At 60.4% G+C, this 18,743-nt stretch carries 18 protein-coding genes; 12 read left to right on the forward strand and 6 right to left on the reverse strand.

Annotated features, from left to right (window positions below; genetic code table 11):
• Together RCH93_RS02410 and rpsU are read right to left on the reverse strand one after the other, a co-directional pair.
• The coding region (locus tag RCH93_RS02410; RefSeq protein ID WP_306546716.1) for a site-specific tyrosine recombinase XerD at positions 1-880 on the reverse strand (880 nt) is incomplete at its 3' end.
• A gap of 5 nt (positions 881-885) precedes the next feature.
• The gene (gene rpsU / locus RCH93_RS02415) at positions 886-1,080 is read right to left on the reverse strand and encodes a 30S ribosomal protein S21 (RefSeq protein ID WP_015725583.1); all 195 of its coding nucleotides are present in this window, start codon (positions 1,078-1,080) and stop codon (positions 886-888) included.
• Between the two features lie 282 nt (positions 1,081-1,362).
• Between rpsU and RCH93_RS02420 the strand changes: the two genes are divergently transcribed.
• A complete protein-coding gene (locus RCH93_RS02420; protein ID WP_306546717.1) occupies positions 1,363-2,310 on the forward strand; it encodes a D-alanine--D-alanine ligase in 948 nt (315 codons plus the stop codon).
• Positions 2,311-2,380: 70 nt separating this feature from the next.
• On the opposite strand, the gene serS is transcribed toward RCH93_RS02420, so the two are convergent.
• Positions 2,381-3,652 (reverse strand): serine--tRNA ligase, encoded by a 1,272-nt coding sequence (serS, locus tag RCH93_RS02425; protein ID WP_306546718.1) that lies wholly within the window; start codon positions 3,650-3,652, stop codon positions 2,381-2,383.
• A 193-nt stretch (positions 3,653-3,845) separates the two neighbouring features.
• On the opposite strand from serS, the gene RCH93_RS02430 reads away from it, so the two are divergent.
• Positions 3,846-4,589 (forward strand): twin-arginine translocase subunit TatC, encoded by a 744-nt coding sequence (locus tag RCH93_RS02430; protein WP_306546719.1) that lies wholly within the window; start codon positions 3,846-3,848, stop codon positions 4,587-4,589.
• A 33-nt stretch (positions 4,590-4,622) separates the two neighbouring features.
• Here the strand turns inward: RCH93_RS02430 and RCH93_RS02435 are convergent, their stop codons facing one another.
• Positions 4,623-5,042, reverse strand: coding sequence for a DUF523 domain-containing protein (locus tag RCH93_RS02435; protein ID WP_306546720.1), 420 nt, complete (start codon positions 5,040-5,042; stop codon positions 4,623-4,625).
• Between the two features lie 38 nt (positions 5,043-5,080).
• Here RCH93_RS02435 and RCH93_RS02440 point away from each other — a divergent pair, with 38 nt between their 5' ends.
• The 3 genes from RCH93_RS02440 to upp all read left to right on the forward strand — a co-directional run bounded on the left by RCH93_RS02440 (position 5,081) and on the right by upp (position 7,051).
• Positions 5,081-5,407, forward strand: coding sequence for a septum formation initiator family protein (locus tag RCH93_RS02440; protein WP_306546721.1), 327 nt, complete (start codon positions 5,081-5,083; stop codon positions 5,405-5,407).
• Positions 5,408-5,482: 75 nt separating this feature from the next.
• Positions 5,483-6,367 carry a uracil-DNA glycosylase gene (locus RCH93_RS02445; protein ID WP_306546722.1) on the forward strand — a complete coding sequence of 295 codons (885 nt, stop codon included), beginning with the start codon at positions 5,483-5,485 and terminating at the stop codon, positions 6,365-6,367.
• A gap of 57 nt (positions 6,368-6,424) precedes the next feature.
• Positions 6,425-7,051: a uracil phosphoribosyltransferase gene (upp, locus tag RCH93_RS02450; RefSeq protein WP_306546723.1), complete on the forward strand. Its 627-nt coding sequence runs from the start codon at positions 6,425-6,427 to the stop codon at positions 7,049-7,051.
• 25 nt (positions 7,052-7,076) lie between these two features.
• Here upp and RCH93_RS02455 read toward each other — a convergent pair whose 3' ends face one another.
• Positions 7,077-7,271, reverse strand: coding sequence for a hypothetical protein (locus RCH93_RS02455; RefSeq protein ID WP_306546724.1), 195 nt, complete (start codon positions 7,269-7,271; stop codon positions 7,077-7,079).
• A 300-nt stretch (positions 7,272-7,571) separates the two neighbouring features.
• Between RCH93_RS02455 and RCH93_RS02460 the strand changes: the two genes are divergently transcribed.
• The gene (locus RCH93_RS02460) at positions 7,572-9,014 is read left to right on the forward strand and encodes a DNA integrity scanning protein DisA nucleotide-binding domain protein (RefSeq protein WP_306546725.1); all 1,443 of its coding nucleotides are present in this window, start codon (positions 7,572-7,574) and stop codon (positions 9,012-9,014) included.
• A 92-nt stretch (positions 9,015-9,106) separates the two neighbouring features.
• Here RCH93_RS02460 and RCH93_RS02465 read toward each other — a convergent pair whose 3' ends face one another.
• On the reverse strand, positions 9,107-9,829 hold the full coding sequence (locus RCH93_RS02465; RefSeq protein WP_306546726.1) for a hypothetical protein: 723 nt from the start codon (positions 9,827-9,829) through the stop codon (positions 9,107-9,109).
• Between the two features lie 238 nt (positions 9,830-10,067).
• Here RCH93_RS02465 and dnaG point away from each other — a divergent pair, with 238 nt between their 5' ends.
• The 6 genes from dnaG (at position 10,068) to dsrA (ending at position 18,728) form a co-directional block, all read left to right on the forward strand.
• A complete protein-coding gene (gene dnaG, locus RCH93_RS02470; protein WP_306546727.1) occupies positions 10,068-11,864 on the forward strand; it encodes a DNA primase in 1,797 nt (598 codons plus the stop codon).
• Between the two features lie 213 nt (positions 11,865-12,077).
• Positions 12,078-13,682: a sigma-70 family RNA polymerase sigma factor gene (locus tag RCH93_RS02475; protein WP_306546728.1), complete on the forward strand. Its 1,605-nt coding sequence runs from the start codon at positions 12,078-12,080 to the stop codon at positions 13,680-13,682.
• Positions 13,683-13,687: 5 nt separating this feature from the next.
• Positions 13,688-14,809, forward strand: a complete 1,122-nt coding sequence (gene dprA / locus RCH93_RS02480; protein ID WP_306546729.1) for a DNA-processing protein DprA — start codon at positions 13,688-13,690, stop codon at positions 14,807-14,809.
• Positions 14,810-14,926: 117 nt separating this feature from the next.
• Complete coding sequence (gene rpe, locus RCH93_RS02485) at positions 14,927-15,589, forward strand: ribulose-phosphate 3-epimerase (protein WP_306546730.1); 663 nt, start codon at positions 14,927-14,929, stop codon at positions 15,587-15,589.
• 24 nt (positions 15,590-15,613) lie between these two features.
• Positions 15,614-17,230 carry a glucose-6-phosphate isomerase gene (locus RCH93_RS02490; protein ID WP_306546731.1) on the forward strand — a complete coding sequence of 539 codons (1,617 nt, stop codon included), beginning with the start codon at positions 15,614-15,616 and terminating at the stop codon, positions 17,228-17,230.
• 211 nt (positions 17,231-17,441) lie between these two features.
• A complete protein-coding gene (gene dsrA, locus RCH93_RS02495; protein WP_306546732.1) occupies positions 17,442-18,728 on the forward strand; it encodes a dissimilatory-type sulfite reductase subunit alpha in 1,287 nt (428 codons plus the stop codon).
• Positions 18,729-18,743 lie beyond the last annotated feature (15 nt).

The raw sequence follows: 18,743 nt of genomic DNA on the forward strand, positions 1-18,743 counted from the left end.
TGGCGATGTCGGTGTGGCCAAGCATCATCTGCACGGCGCGGAGGTCGGCCCCGCCCGCCAATAGATGGGTGGCAAAGGAGTGGCGCAGCATGTGCGGGCTGATCTCCCTGCTGATGCCGACGCGCTGGGCCGTCTCCCGGATGATCTGCCAGAAGCGGTTGCGGGTCATGGCCGCGCCGCGGTTGGAGCAAAAAAGCAGCGGGCTGGATTTGCCCTTGAGGAGCAGCGGTCGCGCCCGTTCGAGATAGTCGGCAATCACCGCGCCGGCGGCGGCTGAGAAGGGGACGACCCGTTCCTTGTCGCCTTTGCCGAGGATGCGCAGATGGCCGTTGCGCAGATTGCAGCCGTTGACCGGCAGACTGACCAGTTCGGAGACACGCAGTCCCGAGGCGTAGAGCAGGTGGAGCATGGCGTGATTGCGCAGGGTGAGGGGCGTTGCGGCTGCGGGAATGGCCAGCAGGGCGTCAACCTCGGCCACGCTCAGGACCTTGGGCAGGGTGCGGCCGATTTTGGGCGCGTCGATGTCTGCCAGCGGATTGACGACCAGCAGGGCGCGTTCTTGGAGGAAGAGGAAATAGGCGCGCAGAGCGGCCAATCGTCGGGCGTTGGAGCGGGCGCTGATGCGGCGCTGGCGGCAGAACTGGAAAAATTGCTGGACCTGTTCCTTGTCGATCTCCGCCGCCTCGGTTTCTGATCGGGCAATGAAGCGAAAAAACGAGTGCAGGTCAGCGCCGTAGGCGGCAACGGTGTTTGCGGCGAGCCGTCGTTGGATGGTCAGATATTGCAGGAAATGCTGCAGATGTTCAAGATGTTCGGCGAGTTGCAGGGGCGTGGGGCGCGTGGCGATAAAAAAAGCCCCGACGGTGGGCCGCCGGGGCAATCAGTTCAAACCCGACTTCTCATCCGGTTGAACTTACGAAGTTTACGCAGGGCCTCAGCTGCTTTGCGGCGTTTTTTGACGCTGGGTTTTTCATAATACTCACGCCGCTTCAGCTCTCGTTTAATACCGTCAATCTGCAGTTTTTTCTTTAACTGCCTGATCGCGTATTCAAGGTCACCTCTGACATCTACTTCGATCATAATTGCATCACTTCCTTTGGTGTTGGCCGGAGCCATTAGTAAGAGTGTGTTTATAAACGGCGCAAATTATCCGTTTAGTCGATACATGTCAAATCATATAATTGAATCTCAGGCATTTTTTCGTTCGCGGCAGGCAGGCTTGGTCGCCCCGGCCGTGATCGCGTCTGCGCTCCAACGGAGCACTGCCGCCCCTTTTGATTGTTTTTCTCTGTCGTGATGGTAACATGGTCGCCGGCTGTTTTGACGGGCGGAAAACCATGCGCATTGAACGGGAGGTCGATCATGGCGAAGATTCGATTGGCATTGATTGCCGGCGGGACATCAGATGAACGAGAGGTGTCGCTGCGCGGCGCAGCCGGAGTGGAGCAGGCGCTCGACCCGAGCAAGTACGAGGTGGTTCGGTACGATCCGGCAACCGATCTGGCTCGGATTGCCGCCGACGCCGCGCACATCGACGCCGCATTTTTGCTGCTGCACGGGGTCAACGGCGAAGACGGCACCATCCAGGGGTTCCTTGACCTGCTCGGCATCCCCTATCAGGGTGCCGGCGTGCTCGGCAGCGCCCTGGCCATGGACAAGAACCTGGCCAAAACCCTGTACAAACTCCATGGTCTGCCGGTGGCGTCCTGGGTGATGGCCGAGTCGGGCGATCTGGTCGACACCGGCCGCATCGTTGCCGAGGTTGGGCTGCCCTGCGTGGTCAAGCCGGTGCGGCAGGGATCTTCGATCGGCATGTCGATTGTGCGCCGGGTCGAGCAGTTGCCGGCGGCGCTGCGGCTGGCCCTGCGTCACGACAGCGAGGTGATGGTCGAGGCCTACGTCAAGGGGCGGGAGTTGACCGTGGGGGTGATTGGCAATGACCAGGTGACGGCCCTGCCGTTGATCGAAATCATCCCGGACGCGCGTTACGAGTTCTTCGACTACGAGGCTAAATACCAACCGGGGGCCAGCAAGGAGATCTGTCCGGCGCCGGTCGACGACCAGGTGCGGCAAAAGGCCCAGGCCTACGCGGTTGCGGCCCATCGCAGCCTGCAGTTGCGCGGCTACAGTCGCACCGACATGATCCTGAGCGGCGATGAGCTGTATCTGTTGGAAACCAACACCATCCCCGGCATGACGCCCACCAGCCTCCTGCCCCAGGCCGCCGCCGAAGCGGGGATTCCCTTTGCCGCCCTGCTGGATCGTTTGATTGAGCTGGCCCTGGAGCAACCGACCCGATTGCAGGGTTGAACCAGGGAGGGCGACGAACGAACAAACCGCAGACAGCGCCAGTCCGGCGCGGCCTGCGGTGAGTCAGCGGTTAAAAGCGGGCTGCGAAATAGGGTTCGAGCACCTTGGGCAACCGCACCGTGCCGTCGGCCTGCTGGTAATTTTCCAGGATGGCAAGCAAGGTGCGGCCCACGGCCAAGCCCGAACCGTTGAGGGTGTGGACCAGGCGGCTTTTTTTCTCGCCCTTGGGGCGATAGCGAATGCCGGCCCGCCGCGCCTGGAAATCGAGGAAATTGGAGCAGGAAGAGATCTCGCGGTAGGTGTTCTGCCCCGGCAGCCAGACCTCGATGTCGTAGGTCTTGGCCGAGGAAAAGCCCAGGTCGCCGGCGCAGAGGCTGATGACCCGGTAGGGCAGCTCCAGCAGTTGCAGCGCCGCTTCGGCGTCGCCAAGCAGCCCTTCTAGTTCATCCCAGGAGTTGTCCGGATGGGTGAATTTGACCAACTCCACCTTCTCGAACTGATGCTGGCGGATGAGACCCCGGGTGTCCTTGCCGTAGGATCCGGCTTCTGAGCGGAAGCAGGGGGTGTAGGCGGTGTATTTCACCGGCAGATCGTCGCCGTCGAGGGTTTCGCCGGCGTGGATATTAGTGACCGGCACCTCGGCGGTCGGAATCAGCCACAGATCCCAGCCCTCAATTTTAAACAGGTCTTCCTTGAATTTCGGCAGCTGGCCGGTGCCGGTCATGGCTTTGGAGTTGACCATGAACGGCGGCAGCACCTCGGTGTAGCCGTGGCGCTGGGTGTGGAGATCGAGGAAAAAATTGACCAGGGCCCGCGACAGTTTGCAGCCGAACCCTTTCAGCAACGAAAAGCGGGCGCCGGCGAGCCGGGCGGCGGTGTCGAAGTCGAGAATGCCGAGCTTTTCGCCGATCTCCCAATGGGGCAGGGGCTGGAAGGAAAAGGCCGGAACGTCGCCCCAGCGTTTGATCTCGACATTGTCCTGCTCGGTTCGACCCTCGGGCACGGAATCGTCGCAGAGGTTGGGGATGGACATGACCACGTCCTGCAACTCTTCTTCAATTGCCGCCAGCCCGGCGTCGAGGTCCTTGATTCGGTCGGAAACCTCGCGCATCTCCAGGATCAGGGGCTCGGCAGCGTCGTTTTGGCCTGATTGCTTGAGTCCGGCAATGGTTTTGGAGACCGTGTTGCGGCGGTTTTTCAGCGATTCGACTTCGGCCAGGGCTGCAAGCCTGCGGTAGTCGGTCTCGGCAAAACGGTCGATGAGTTGCGGGTCAACGCCGCGAAGGAGAGATTTTCTGCGAACCAGTTCCAGGTTTTCCCTGACAAAGCGTAATTCAAGCATGACGGTGCACGTGGGGGTTGAAAGAGCGTGGAAAATGCGGGCTAAGACGCCGGACGTTCGCCGGTTCCACCCGCTTTTATCACGGCGTCCCGGGAAACGCAACGGGTATTCAATTGCTTTTATCCTTCTGTTTTGCTACTTTTTTCCCGTTTCCGTCCGATGTTAAACAACCGAGTCCGTTTCCCTTGAACGTATGGCCGAGCCGCTGAAATTGTTTGCAATTTTTCTTCTTGAACTGGGCCGTTCCCTCAAATTGCTGGGGATGGCGATTGCAGCTCTGACCCTGTCCATCTTTTTCCTCTCCGGTCGGATGCTCTCGGTTTTTCAGGCCCATCTGGGGGAAAAACTCTACTTTTTTTCGGTGGCCGGGCCTTTTCTGGCCCACGTCAAGATGGCTTTTTTCGGTGCCTTGTACGTGCTTATGCCTCTGTGCATGCATGTGCTGTGGAAGGCGCTGGGCAAGCCCTTCGGCGTCATCGGCAAGAAGCTGTTCTGGTTTGTGGCCGCCACCTGCTTCCTTTTTTACAGCGGCACGATTTTTTGTTATATGCTGACCCTGCCCTTGGGCATCAAGTTTTTGCTCGGTTTTCAATCGCAGGATCTGCAGGCGGTGATTTCCATCACTCGGTTCGTCAATTTTGTGACCCTGTTCATCCTTGGTTTTGGCCTGGTGTTTGAACTGCCGGTGTTCATGGTGTTCAGCGCCCAAGTGGGGGCGGTTTCACGCGCCGCCTTTGCCCGCAATCGGCGCTATGCGGTGCTGGTGATTGCCATTCTGGCGGCCTTGCTCACTCCAACCCCGGATCTGGTCAACATGGGGCTGATGGGCTTGCCCCTGTATCTGCTCTATGAATCAGGCATTTTGCTGATCGGGATGCTCGGTTTGGACAAGGCAACGCATGCGGTAGCGCCCAGCAACGAGGGAGGCGCGTCTTGATCCCGGCGCTGGGTGTTGCGCCGGCCCGCCGCATCAGAAGGAAATCACCGCGATGTCGTGGGCGCGCAGCAGGGCTGCGGTGACCCCGGCCAGCGGTTCCAGGCCGCAGGAAGGGCTGCCGGATTTCAGCAGGCAGAGCGTGATGCGCTGCATCCGGGCAATGTCCAGCACCATCCGCGCCCCTTGGATGAACGCGGCGGACAGATCGTTGCCCAAAAGGTCAATCACCTGCGCCTTGCCGGCGAGCACGTCGTGGCCGTCGCCGCCGACCAAGCGGGCGGCGGGCCTTGGGGTGGGTAGGCCGCCGAGCTGTTCGGGGCAGACCGGAATCCAGTGGGGACAGTGCGCCAGCCGGCGCAGGCAGTCGGCATTGGCCTTGCTCTGGCCGTCGTATCGAGTGCATAGCCCTGTGAGACAGGCGCTGACCAGGCATTTTTGGGTGAGGAGGTCCATGGTTATCGAAGTTGAGTGTGAGAACGGGTTGGGAGTGTATGGCGATACGTAAAGGACAGGAGGGCAACCGGCACGACGGCAAGGTGTTGTGGACGCTCGGCGTGGTCGTGGCGCTGCTGTTTCTGCTGTGGGTTTTCTTTGCCCCTGGTCGCGGTTTTTTTCACTACCGCAAATTGCAGCGGGAAATCGCCGCGCTGACCGAGGAGAACGCCCGGCTTGAGACCAAAAATGTCGAACTTTCCGGAGACATCAAGCGGTTGCAGTCCGACGACGCCTACCTTGAAGAGGTGGCGCGCAAAAAACACGGATTGTTGAAAAAGAATGAAACCGTGTTTGAGTTCGAGGGAGCCAAGAAAAAACAATGACGCCCGTTTTTCCTGCAATCTGCCGGCCGCAATCCGCAGCCGGTGTGCCTGTGAGCATACCCACGGGAGCTGGCCTTGTCAGCTGAAAACATGGTGGACGCCGCCGGTCGCGAACCAGAATCGTCGGCCCTGCCGGACCGGGCCTCGGTTCTGGCTCTGGCCGCCGGTCTCCGCGCCAGTTTGCGCCTGCATCAGCAGCTGGGCATCCAGCAGTATCCGCTGACGCCTGGCCTGCGCGAATTTTTAAGCGCAAAGCGAGCCCCGCCGGTTGCGCGCCGTCGCCCGTCACCGGTTGTCGCTGCGCCGCAAGCGAGAAAACCGGCCACGGTGAAGGCTACGCAGCCAACTGTGCCCAGTTCGGACCAACTTTCGTTGCTGCAGCGCGATCTCGCCGAATGCAGTCTCTGTCCGCTAGCTTCGGCGCGTCGGGGCTTGGTGACGGGCCGCGGTGTCGCTGGCGCCCGCCTCTTGATTGTCGGCGATTTTTCTCGGCAGGAACCGGATTTCGCGGCGACCACCCTGTTCGGGGTGGCGGAAGACGCCATGCTGGGGAACATGGTGCGGGCGATGGGGCTGGCGCCTGAAGACGTCTATGTGACCAACGCCGTCAAATGCTGCCCTTTAGGCGACCAAGCGCCGACCGCAGAGAGCGTGCAGGCCTGCCAGGGACATCTGCGCCGAGAGATCGCCTTGGTGCGGCCGCAGGTTATTCTGGCCATGGGCGATACGGCGGCCCGAGCCGTGCTTGGGGCCGTTGAACCGGCCTCACGCCTGCGCGGACGAATGCATCGCTCTGGCTGCAGCAACGCCGCAGGCGAGAGCGTCCCGGTCATGGTTACTTTCCATCCCCAACTTCTCCTGGCGCAACCGGGCATGAAACAGGCCGTCTGGGCCGATCTGCAGCAGCTCCAGCGCTGGTTGGCGGCGGCGGAAAGGGAGAACCCGGGGCAAACACGTTAACCGATCATTCGACCCGCCAACGCCCCACCATTTGTTACATTCTCAGGAGGACACCCCATGGCTGTGCATGAAATTTCCCACCCGCTGGTTCGTCATAAACTGGGACTCCTTCGCGAGAAGGAGATCTCCACCAAGGACTTTCGGGAATTGGCCGCCGAAGTGGGCATGCTGCTGGCGTATGAGGCCACCCGCAACCTGCCCACCGAGAAGGTGACCATCGAAACCTGGTCCGGGCCGACGGCGGTCGACCGGATCAAGGGCAAAAAAATCACCATTGTGCCCATTCTCCGTGCCGGACTGGGGATGATGGACGGTGTGCTCAAAGCCCTGCCCAGCGCCAAAGTGTCGGTGGTGGGCCTGTATCGCGACGAGAAAACCCTGCAACCGGTGACCTATTTCGAGAAACTGGTGCAGGACATCCGCCAACGCAAGGCGATGATCCTTGACCCCATGCTGGCCACCGGCGGCACCTTGATTGCCACCATCGACATGCTGAAAAAAGCGGGATGCCAAGACATCATCGGCATTTTTCTGGTGGCCGCGCCTGAAGGCATTGAAAGATTGAGCCAGGCCCATCCGGACGTCGACATCTATGTGGCCGCGGTCGACGAACGCCTGAACGAGGACGGATACATCCTGCCGGGGCTGGGCGACGCCGGCGACAAGATCTTCGGCACCAAATAGGGCGGGGCGGGCTGCAGCCAGGGGCTCAGGACTTGGTCTTGCCGGTGACGAACAGTTCAAACACCTTTTCAAAGACAAAGGGGATGGCCGATGCCTGGGCGTTCGCCGATCCGGCATAGGCCTTGGTCAGCTCAAAGGCGCGTTCAAAGGCTTCTTCGAAATCCGAGGGCTTGTTTTTTTTGATGATGTTGACCAGTTCTTCGGCCAGCAGGTCTTCCATGGGATCTCCGTTGCGCTGAGGTGGGCGTGGGGCGGCGGCCTTCGAACGGGTTTGCGGTGCAGGCGGCGAAGGCGTCCGGCGTGTTGCCGCCATGATAGGCGGGAATCGCCCATCGGCCAAGTTTTTTTTCCTGGGACAGGGATGCGTGCAAAGCGGTCGCGCACGCTGGGCCGAGCCTGCTGACCAGGGAATCGTCTTGACGGCCTGCGCCGCCGTCTGTACCCTGTCGCTCTTGACTCGTCCCGTTTGCAGCTCGGGAAAGACGTTTGCGGCCGACAACTCTCTGCCCCTTGTGTCCCTATGATCAATCAGACCCAGTATTCCTTTGTCCGTCGCTGTGTCAGCGACATCCTCAACGGTTTGAGCGACGGGCTCTCTCACTTTTCCGGCGCCAGTCGCGCCGCCGTCGTCTTTGCCCTGCAGCCCGACAGCCCGATGCTGCTCTGTGATCCGCAGAATCTGCTCAAAGGGCACGAGCCGATTTTCAAGAGCCTCTACCTCGACAATCAGAAGTGGCGGGACAACGACAAGGTCCCCACGAACCGCAAGCAATTTGCCGACATCCTGCCGGTCAAGGACCCTGGCCTGGCCGGCCTGCTCGCCAACGGCGGCTATTCCGGCTCGGTATTTTTTCAGCAGTGGTTCACCGAGCATCACCCCGACCTCTGCTCCACCGGGCCGACCGAGCGCTGGCTGGAGCACGCGGTGTGGCGCTTCTCCCACGATTTGGCCAACGATCAGGAGCTCTACACCGGCATTTCCGGCCATTTCCTCAAGGAATACGCCACCCATGCGGTGCGGGACTACATCATCGATCAAATGAATCAGTTGCTTGGCTGGGACAGCCCGGTGCGGATCTATCCGGTGCTGGACGCGGTGTTGATGATCTCCGAAACCCAGGAAGAGGGCTCCTGGCCTGAGGGACGGCTATTGGTGGTTGATCCGTCCATGTTGGATCAGCTCGATTTTCTGGTGAAATTTCAGGAAGGGGTCAGGCCCCAGCTGGTGAATTACAAGCATGTGCGCAAATTGCTGTTGACCGTGGAGCGATCGGGCCGGCATCTGGTCAGCGACGGCCGCGCCATTCTGGGCGTTTGCGGCGACTGCCTGCCGCCTTTTTCCCTCTGCGCCGATTTTCGCGGCCGGCAGGGTTTTCTCAAGATCAACCGCAACAAGGTGTGCAGTTTTGCCGACGGCCGGTTCAGTTCAACTACCTATCAGGCCAAGCTGGTGCAGTTGGAGGAGTTGCTGCTTGAAACCGACCTGGACCGATCCGAGAGTTATTTTCTCTTTAAGATCGTGGTCAGTCTGGTCAATCATTCCCAGCAGCGCAAACACGGCTGCACGGTGGTGATCGATCTCAACCGCGAACCGGTGGACATCTCAGGGCAGGCCCTGTCGCCGCCGCTCAACCTGCGCAAGCCCCACACCCTGAAGATGGCCAAATCCCTGGCCAAAGTCGACGGGGCGCTGCATATTGGGGCGGACATGCACTTGCACGGCTTTGCCTGTCTGCTCGACGGGCGCTCTTTTGCCGGCGAGGACCTGGCCAGGGGCGCGCGCTACAACTCGGCTCTGCGTTTCACCGCCGAACACGCCAACATCATCGTGGTGGTGGTTTCTTCGGACCGGCCGGTGTCGGTGATCCATCAGGGCGTGGACGTTCATGGCGTTTGTGCCTGGGATCGCAATGCCGGGTGCGCGTACAATCTGGAGCGGCTGGATTACTGGGTGGGGCTCTAACGGTCAGTCTGCGCCGCGCCGGGCGCGGCCCTGGGCAATCGGCTCCATCCAAGCGCTCCATCGTTTTTGGCTGGCGCTGTTTTGCCGAAGACTTACCGGGCGAACTCGCGGACCTCGGGTTGGCCCTGTGCCGCATAGGCGGCGTCAAGCAGATCCTCCAGGCCGCTTTTGCAGGATCTCAGTTCGGGCAGAACCGCAAAAATTGGCAACAGCGTCTCGGCCGCAGCGGGGGCGGTGATGAGCATTTTGTCCTCCAGATAATGGTCGCGCAGCGGCGCGACGGTCGCGTTCATCGGCCCTGATTCCAGGGCGCCGCCGTCCAATCGGCGCAGAAACCCCATCATCGAAGCCAGGTCGTTCTTGCGATAAAACACCTCGATCTCGTCGGCAATGGCCCTGCCTTCCTCGGTCAGGCGCTTGAGGGCCTGGGCGTAGTCTGCGGTTCCGGTGCGCAGCCGGTTGTAGACGTCGATGAACAGATTGTGGAATCGAGAACGGCGGGTGAATCCGTGGATGCGCTCGCCCCGGAACAGGCGTTGCCGGGTCGGCTGCGAGTCGAGCAGATAGGGCTCAAGAAAGATGGAATCGCGCAGCCCGGTCAGACGAAAAAAATCATGGATCAGCGGTTCCCGCCGCAGCAGGATGTAGAGCCGGATCAGATCAAAGCCAACCTCGCATTCCAACTGCCGGTAGGCCTCCTGGATGTGTTGATGGTAGTCGCGGCTGTCGTCTTCAATCATTTTGCGGAAACCGAAATACCGGTCCGCAATTTCCTTTTTGATTTCCAGGGACAGCATTGCTTCCATGTCGTGCATGCCTGGCCTCCTGCGTGCCCGGAGGTTTTGGTCCGGGTGAAAATGTGGGGTCACGAAATCGTTTTGGCTGTCGGGTCGGGCCGTCTAGCCGCTTGGGCTCGACGCCGAGGGCACTGTTGCTCTCTGTGCAATCGCATCATAAATGACAATAGTAAAAAAAGCTGCAGCTGCGGCAGCGCGTCGCGCCGCTGTTTTCGCGCGTATTGCGGTGAATCTCCAGTAGGTGTTTTCGTTGGTTATGTCCATTTCCACTTCCCGTGAACAGATAAAAAACCTCGTCAGGGACGCGGCCGACATCGTCCAGGTGGTTGGCGAGCACGTCGAGCTGAAACGGGCCGGCACGCGCTTTACCGGCCGGTGTCCGTTTCATAATGAAAAAACCCCTTCGTTTTCGGTCAACCCCCAGGGGCAATTTTACCACTGTTTCGGCTGCGGCGAGCATGGCGACGTCTTTTCCTTTGTGATGAAATTTCATCACATGGAATTCCCCGAGGCCCTGAAGATGGTGGCGCAGAAGTTCGGGGTCGACCTGCCGGAGCGCCAGCTGAGCGAGTCAGAACAGGCGCAGCTGCGCCAGCGCGAGCAGCTTTACGCCGCCAACGAGGCGGCTGCGGTTGTGTATCAGGAGTGCCTGCGCCATCCCAAGTGGGGGGAAACCGCCCGCCTCTACCTGGAGCAACGGGGCGTGCCGGCGGAAATTGTCGACCGCTACCGGCTCGGCCTTGCTCCCGATCCCGAGCAGGCGAGCTGGAGCTGTCTCTTTGATCGGTTGGTCGCCAAGGGGCTGTCGCCGGAGGTGGTGGAGAAGGCAGGGCTTGCGGTGCGCAAGGAACGCGGCGGACATTATGATCGTTTTCGCTCGCGGGTGATGTTCCCTATCAGCGACATGACCGGGCGGGTGGTGGCCTTTGGCGGGCGCATCCTCGGCGAAGGGCAGCCCAAGTACATGAACTCGCCGGAGAGCCCGATTTTTGACAAGAGTCGCCTGCTCTTTGGCCTCCATCAACACAAAGACGCCATCCGCAAGTCGCGTCGCGCCCTGGTGGTCGAGGGCAACTTTGACCTGTTGTTGCTGGCGGTGCACGGTGTCGACAACGTGGTCGCGCCTCTGGGCACTGCGCTGACCCGCGCCCACGTCCATTCCCTGCGGAGTTACGCCGACGAGGTGGTGCTGTTGTTTGACGCCGACGCCGCCGGATTGAAGGCGGCTATGCGCAGTATCCCCTTTTTTCTCGCCGAGCGGGTGGAAGGACGGGTGGCTCTGCTGCCCGACGGGCACGATCCCGACAGTTTTGTCCGCGAGCAGGGACCCGAGGCCCTTGCCTCCTTGGTGGAGGGCGCGCGGCCCTTGCCGGAATTTGCGTTTGACGCCCTGGTGCGCGAGCACGGTTTGACCCTGGCTGGAAAAAATCGGATCGTCGGCGAGTTGAAACTGCTGCTCGCCGAGGCGGCCGACCCGGAGCAGCGGGGGCTGATGATCGCCCATTTCAGCGAAAAACTGGGGGTCTCGTCCGGCTATTTTCAGGGTGGGGCAAAGGTTGCGCCGCCGCCGGCCGCTCCATCGTCGGCGGCGGCGCCGTCTTCATCCGGGCTGGCTGGGTTGTCGAACCAGGAAAAACAACTGATTGATTTCTTTATTCTTTATCCGGAATACCAGGCCGAGCTGCGGGAGGCGGGGCTTGCGGCCTTTTTTCGCGATTCCGCAGCGCATCGGTTGGTCGAGTTGCTGGGGCGGTTGTCTGAAGCCGAGCCCTGTCAGCCGGAACAACTGCTCGCCGCCGCCGAAAATGAGGCGGATCGAGCCTATGTCGTGCGCCTGCTGACCCAGGTGCAGCCTGTGATGGATGAAGAAGCGGGACATGGCCGGCAACTGTGCGACGCTCTGATCCGTTGGTTGCGTCAGGAACGGCAACGGCGCGACAGCGCTGATTTGCAACAGCAGATCGAACAGGCTGAAGGCCTTGGGAATACAGGATTGATGTTAGAACTGATGCGCCGCAAGCAGGAACTCAAAAGAAAAAGAACGAGTTCTTAATTTAACATGTTGAAAAAAGATACAAATCGTATAAATTCAAAAAATTGTATTTTGTATGCTTGTGCGCAGGGGCGTGTGCGGTTCCAGCAAGCCGTTGGGTGAGTGTCCTGATATCTATCGGATGTTTTATGAGTTTTACCTGTTGCTGCCGGAGACTTCACGGATGATGGCTGGCGTCGCTGGTTTAAATTTTTTGACGGTTTTTGTGGAGAGATGATGGACCCAGAGAACAACATCTTGGAAGAGGATCTCGAGCCCGAAGATTTTGTCGGCCCCTGCCAAACCACCTGGACCGGTGAACTTCCCGAAGTCGAGGACGATTGGGCGGTGCGCAACGGCATCGAGCGGCGTGCTCCCCTGGATCGCCGGCTGGGCGACGACCGCCGCGGCGACGACCGACGAGGCATGGGCAGCAGCATCGACCCGATGAACATCTATCTTCGCGAAATGGGCAACCAGCGCCTGCTGAGCCACGAGGAAGAGATGGAGCTGGCGCGCATGGTGGAAGACGGCGAGAGCCGCATCCAGTCGGCGGTATTGCGTTTGACCCTCGGCATCACCGCCCTCAACGATCTGGCCGAAAGCCTGCTGCGCGGCAACCTGCGGATCAACTCCGTGATCCGCGGCCTTTCCGACAACGATGAGAAAGAATTGAAGCGGGTGCGCGACAGCTTTCTGGATCAGGTGGAAAAAGCCAACGAGTTGGACGCAAAACGGCGGGAGTTGTTTGTCGAGTTGAAGAAAAACGCCGGCAACGGGGTTCGGGAGGGGCAACTGGTTGATGAAATTCTGGCCGTGGGCAGCTCGATTTCCCGCCTGTTTCTCGACTACCGGATGTGCTCCAAGGGCATCCTTTCCGTGGCCGACGCCGTCAAAGAGTTGGCGCAAAAATTCAACAAGGTGCGCATCGTCGCCCGGCAGCAGGAGTTGCTCCTTGCCGCTCGTCGTCAGCAACTGGGCGGGGAGGCGGGCGCGTTCAGCCCCGCAGAGGTGGAGCAGCGGGTGACCTTGGAACTGGCCGAGACCATCGGCATCTCCTGGCCCGCCTTCATCGAAGTGCAGCAGGACATTGAAATGGGGCGGGAAACCGCGCGTCAGGCCAAGGAAACCCTGGTGCGGGCCAACCTGCGTCTGGTGATTTCGGTTTCCAAAAAATTTATGAATCGCGGCATGCAGCTTCCCGATCTGATCCAGGAAGGCAACATCGGGTTGATGAAGGCCGTGGAGAAATACGACTACAAGCGCGGCTACAAATTTTCCACCTACGCCACCTGGTGGATTCGCCAGGCGGTGACGCGCGGCATTGCTGATCAGGGACGGACCATTCGCCTGCCGGTGCACATGATTGAAACCATCAATCGCATGCTGCGTTTCTCCAAGGATTTTCAGCGCCTGGAGAGCCGTGAGCCCACCCCGGAGGAAATGGCCAAACAACTGGGCACCGAGGTCGACAAGGTCCATGTGGCGTTGAAAACCGCCAAAGACGCCATCTCGCTCGACGCGCCGGTGAACGACGAGGAGGACACCCTGCTCAGTGATTTCATCGAAGATCACGCCCATCCCGATCCCCAGGAAAATTCGATCACCGAAAGCCTCAAGCGTTGCCTGTGCAAGGTGATGGGATCGTTGACGCCTCGGGAGGAAAAGGTGCTGCGCATGCGTTACGGCATTGAAATCGGCTGCGACCACACCTTGGAAGAGGTGGGGCAATGTTTTGCCGTCACCAGGGAGCGCATCCGGCAGATCGAGGCCCAGGCGCTGAAAAAACTGCGCCACCCGGCCCGAAGCCAGGATTTGCACGCCTTTATGGTGGACTGAACACCTTGCCCCCTTGCCCGGACGCCGAAGACTGGCTGACCCTGACCTCTCTGCCGGGGCTGGGGTGCACGCTAATCAAACGCCTGGCCGAGCAGGCGGGGGGGGCGGGCGAGTTGTTGCGGCACGGCGCTCGCACCGCGGCGGTTTCCGGAGTCGGGCCGCGCTTGGCCGAGACGCTTGCCGACCGCAGCCAAATAGCGGCTGCCCGCCAGCAGGCAAAACGTGAATTGGAACGGCTTCGCCAGTCCGCGGTTTCCCTGCTCTCCCTCAGTAGTTCTGAATATCCCGAGGCGCTGCGCGCCATCCCCGATCCGCCGCCGCTCCTTTACTGGCGCGGCGATCTTTCCCTGCTGAACAACCCGGCCGTTGCCATTATCGGAGCGCGAACCGCCACCGACTATGGACGTCGGGTGGCCTCCCGTCTGGCGGCAGAGCTCGCCGAGCTTGGCGTGACCATTGTGTCCGGAGCCGCTTACGGCATTGACGCCGCAGCCCACCACGGCGCCCTGCGCGCCGGCGGCGGCACTGCGGCGGTGCTCGGATGCGGCGTCGACGTTGTCTATCCCCGCACCCATGCGGATTTGTTCCGGCACATTGCCGAGCAGGGGCTGCTGCTCTCCGAATATCCTCTGGGCACACCGCCGGAGGGCTTCCGGTTTCCGGCGCGCAACCGCATCATCAGCGGCCTGGTCAAGGGCGTGGTGGTGGTCGAGGCCGCTGAAAAATCAGGATCGCTGATCACTGCGCGTCTGGCGCTCGACCAGGGACGCGAGGTCTTTGCGGTTCCCGGCCGGATTGACTCGCTCAAAAGTGCTGGCTCGCACCGCCTGATTCAGCAAGGGGCCCATCTGGTCCAGACCGCTGCCGACATCCTCGAAGGGTTGGCCTGGGGGAGCGGGGCAACGGCTGCCTCGTCCCGCCAGCATCCTGACGGCCCTGCAGATCTCTCTGCGCCGGCGCTCCGCCTGCTTGAACAACTGGACGTCTACCCCCGCGACATCGACGCCCTGTCCCGCCTGACCGAGTTGCCCATCGTCGAACTGCACGCCCTGCTGCTGCAGCTGGAATTGCAAGGGGTGGTGCGGCAGTTGCCGGGGCAGCTCTATGAACGGCGGTCCATGGAGTGATTTTCCCCGAAGCCTTTGGGGAAAGCTCGCCTATTGCCTGGCGAATCTGGTATGCTGGCGCCGAACGCAACACCCTTTCCCGGGGAGTCTCCCCGTTTTCGCCATGGAGCCTATGCTATGAAATCCTTAATGATTGCGCCTTCCATCCTCTCCGCCGATTTTTCCAGGCTTGGCGAGGAGGTCCGGGCGGTTGAGGCCGCCGGCGCCGACGTGATTCACGTTGACGTCATGGACGGCCATTTTGTGCCCAACATCACCATCGGCCCCCTGGTCGTCAAGGCGGTGCGCGCAGTGACCAGCCTGCCGGTCGACGTTCATTTGATGATCACCAATCCGGACCGTTATCTCCAGGACTTCATCGACGCCGGGGCCGATTGGGTGACCGTACACGTCGAGGCCTGCGTCCATCTCCACCGCACCCTGACCTATATTCGGAGCCAGGGCAAAAAGGCCGGCGCGGTGCTCAATCCCGCCACCTCGCTGTCAACCTTGGACTATGTGCTGGAGGAGGTCGATCTGGTCATGCTGATGAGCGTCAATCCTGGATTTGGCGGCCAATCGTTTATTGAATCGACCCTGGCTAAGACCTCAAAGTTGCGGCAGATGCTGGACGCCGTCAACCCCTCGGCGGGCATCGAAATCGACGGCGGGGTCAGTCCGGCGACCATTGGCCGAATCGCATCCGCCGGGGCCAATATCTTTGTCGCCGGTTCGGCGATTTATGGGCAAAGCGATTACCCGTCGGTGATCCGCGCCATGAAGGAGCAGGCAGGGCAATAACAGAGAAAAACTATGGAGGAGCGTATGCAAATTCAGGATTTTTCCACCCACGCGGCTGTGGCAAAATTGACGTCCCTGGCGCGCAGGCCGCACGAGCTTGCCGCGCCGGGGGGCTTGACGGCGCAACGAGTCGGCGAGTATGTCGCCGAGTCCGGCGGATTTGCGCTCTTGTACGCTGCCCAGCGGGTCACCCCGGAGGTGCTGACAGCCCTGCAGGAGTTGGCTGACGAGGCCGGGCTGGTTGACGCCTTTTTGGCCATGAAGGCCGGGGCGACGCTCAATCGGATTGAGGGCTACGCCAGTGAAAACCGCCAGGTGCTGCACACCGCCTGTCGCGATGTGTTTGGCGAGGCGGCCAGGGCGCCGGAGGCGACCGCCAAGGCCAGGCAAGAGTTGGCCAAGCTGCGGAGCTTTCTCGCCGATCTCGACAGCGACGTGATCGTCAACGCCCATGGGCAATCATTCACCACCATGGTCCAGGTGGGCATCGGCGGATCGGACCTGGGGCCGCGAGCGCTCTGCCTGGCCCTGCAAAGCTACGCGCTGCCGGGTCGATCCGCCCGGTTCATCGCCAACGTCGATCCCGACGATGCGGCCGAGGTTCTGCGCGGGCTTGATTTGTCGCGCACCCTGTTCAACATCGTGTCCAAGAGCGGAACCACGCTGGAAACCCTCACCAATGAACAGCTCGTCCGTTCAGCCTTGCGCAAGGCCGGTTTGGAACCGTCCCGTCATCTGATGGCGGTGACCGGCAAGGGCAGCCCCATGGACGACTCCGCCAAGTATCTGGCCTCATTTTATATGGAGGACTATATCGGCGGGCGCTATTCAGCCACTTCCATGGTTGGCTTGGCAACACTTGGCTTTGTCCTGGGGATCGACGCGGTCATGGAGATTCTCGCCGGGGCGCATGCGATCGATCTGGCGGCCGAGCAACGGGAGATCCGCGCCAACATTCCCCTGCTCATGGCGCTGCTGGGCATCTGGAACCACAACTTTCTCGGTTGCGCCACGGTCGCTGTCCTGCCCTACAGTCAGGCGCTGTCGCGCTTCCCGGCCCATTTGCAGCAATGCGATATGGAAAGCAACGGCAAGTCGGTCACCCGCCAGGGCAACCCGACGCGCTGGCAGACCGGGCCGGTGGTCTGGGGCGAACCGGGCACCAATGGGCAGCACGCCTTTTATCAATTGCTGCACCAGGGCGCCGAGATTGTCCCGGTCGAATTCATCGGGTTCCGCCGCAACCAGTACGGCGTCGACATTGAGGTGGAAGGCTCGAGTTCGCAGCAGAAGTTGGTCGCCAACATGCTGGCCCAATCGCTGGCCCTGGCGCTGGGCAAGGAAGACGCCAATCCCGCCCGGAGGTTTGCCGGCAACCGGCCGAGTTTGATTCTGATGGCGGAACGGCTGACCCCGCGCGCCATGGGCGAGTTGCTGGCCATTTACGAACATCGCATCGCGTTTCAGGGCTTCTGCTGGAACATCAACTCCTTTGATCAGGAAGGTGTGCAGCTGGGCAAGGTTCTGGCAACGCGACTTTTGCGCCTGTTGGTTGGGGGGGAACAAGGGGCCGCCGCAGAGAAGGATTCCGGGCAGGAAAGCCTGGAAAAAAGCCTGTTGCGTCAAGCGGGCATGCTCTGATGAAAAACGCCGCGCGTCGGGCGGTTTTCTTGGCGAGACAACAGCTTAGATTTTTTGTTGACAAAGAGTTTCCGGACGTTTATGCTCGCCTTCTGAATGAGCATTCAATATAGTTTTGTGCGTTCTTGCCTGTATTGACGTGCAATTCTCGTTCGGGTTACATAAATAGACAGGTAATTTTTCAACCACATAATCTCTAGGAGGAACACTGATGGCAAAGCATGAAACGCCTCTATTGGACGAACTGGAAAAAGGTCCATGGCCGAGTTTCGTCACCGACCTCAAACAGCAGGCTGCAACCAAGCCTGAGTGCTGGGACATTCTTGGCCAGCTTGAGCTTTCGTACAGAGACCGGATCACCCATTGGAAGCATGGCGGCATCGTCGGTGTTTTCGGATACGGCGGCGGCATCGTTGGTCGTTATTCTGACGTGCCGAAACAGTTTCCCGGCGTAGAGCACTTCCACACCGTTCGTATTGCCCAGCCCTCTGGTCTGTACTACTCCACCGAGAACCTTCGCGCCCTGATGAATCTGTGGGAGAAATACGGTTCCGGCGTTACCAACTTCCATGGCTCCACCGGCGACATGATCTTCCTCGGCACCCGCACCGAGAATCTTGAGCCCCTGTTCTGGGATCTGACCCATGACCTGAAGCAGGATCTTGGCGGCTCCGGCTCCAACCTGCGTACTCCTGCCTGCTGTTTGGGCGAATCCCGTTGCGAGTGGGCCTGTTATGACGCTCAGGAAGTATGCAACAGCCTGACCCAGCGCTATCAGGACGAGATCCATCGTCCGGCCTTCCCGTACAAATTTAAGTTCAAATTCTCTGCATGTCCGAACGACTGCGTTGCCGCCATCGCCCGTTCCGACTTTGCTGTTATCGGCACCTGGAAAGACAACATCCGCATCGATCAGGCCGCGGTGAAGAAATACATCGCCTGCGACGCTGAGTATCCGGCCAACGGCGGTGCGCACAAAGGCAAAGACTGGGGCAAATTCGACATCGAGAAAGAGGTTGTCGCCCTGTGCCCGACCCAGTGTATGTGGATGGAAGGCGGCGAGCTGAAAATCGACGACACTGAGTGCACCCGTTGCATGCATTGCATCAACGTCATGCCTCGCGCTCTTCGTCCTGGCGCACAGAAAGGCGCATCCATCTGTATTGGCGCAAAAGCCCCGATTCTTGACGGCGCTCAGTTCGCCACCCTGGTTATCCCCTTCATCGAAGTCAACAAAGAGAACGACTTCGAAGACGTGGTTGACGTCATCGAGAAGGTGTGGGATTGGTGGATGGAAGTGGGCAAGAACCGTGAGCGTGTTGGTGAAACCATGCAGCGCATCGGCCTGCCGACCTTCCTCAAAGTTATGGAAGTAGAAGCCCTGCCGCAGCACGTTAAAGAGCCGCGTTCCAACCCCTATGTCTTCTGGGCTGAAGAGGAAGTACCTGGTGGCTGGGAGCGTGACGTCGTTGAATTCAGAAAACGTCACGCCGCCTGATGGGCATCGCCGATA

Source organism: Desulfobulbus sp., assembly GCF_030824455.1.
In the GTDB taxonomy this organism is placed as follows: domain Bacteria; phylum Desulfobacterota; class Desulfobulbia; order Desulfobulbales; family Desulfobulbaceae; genus Desulfobulbus.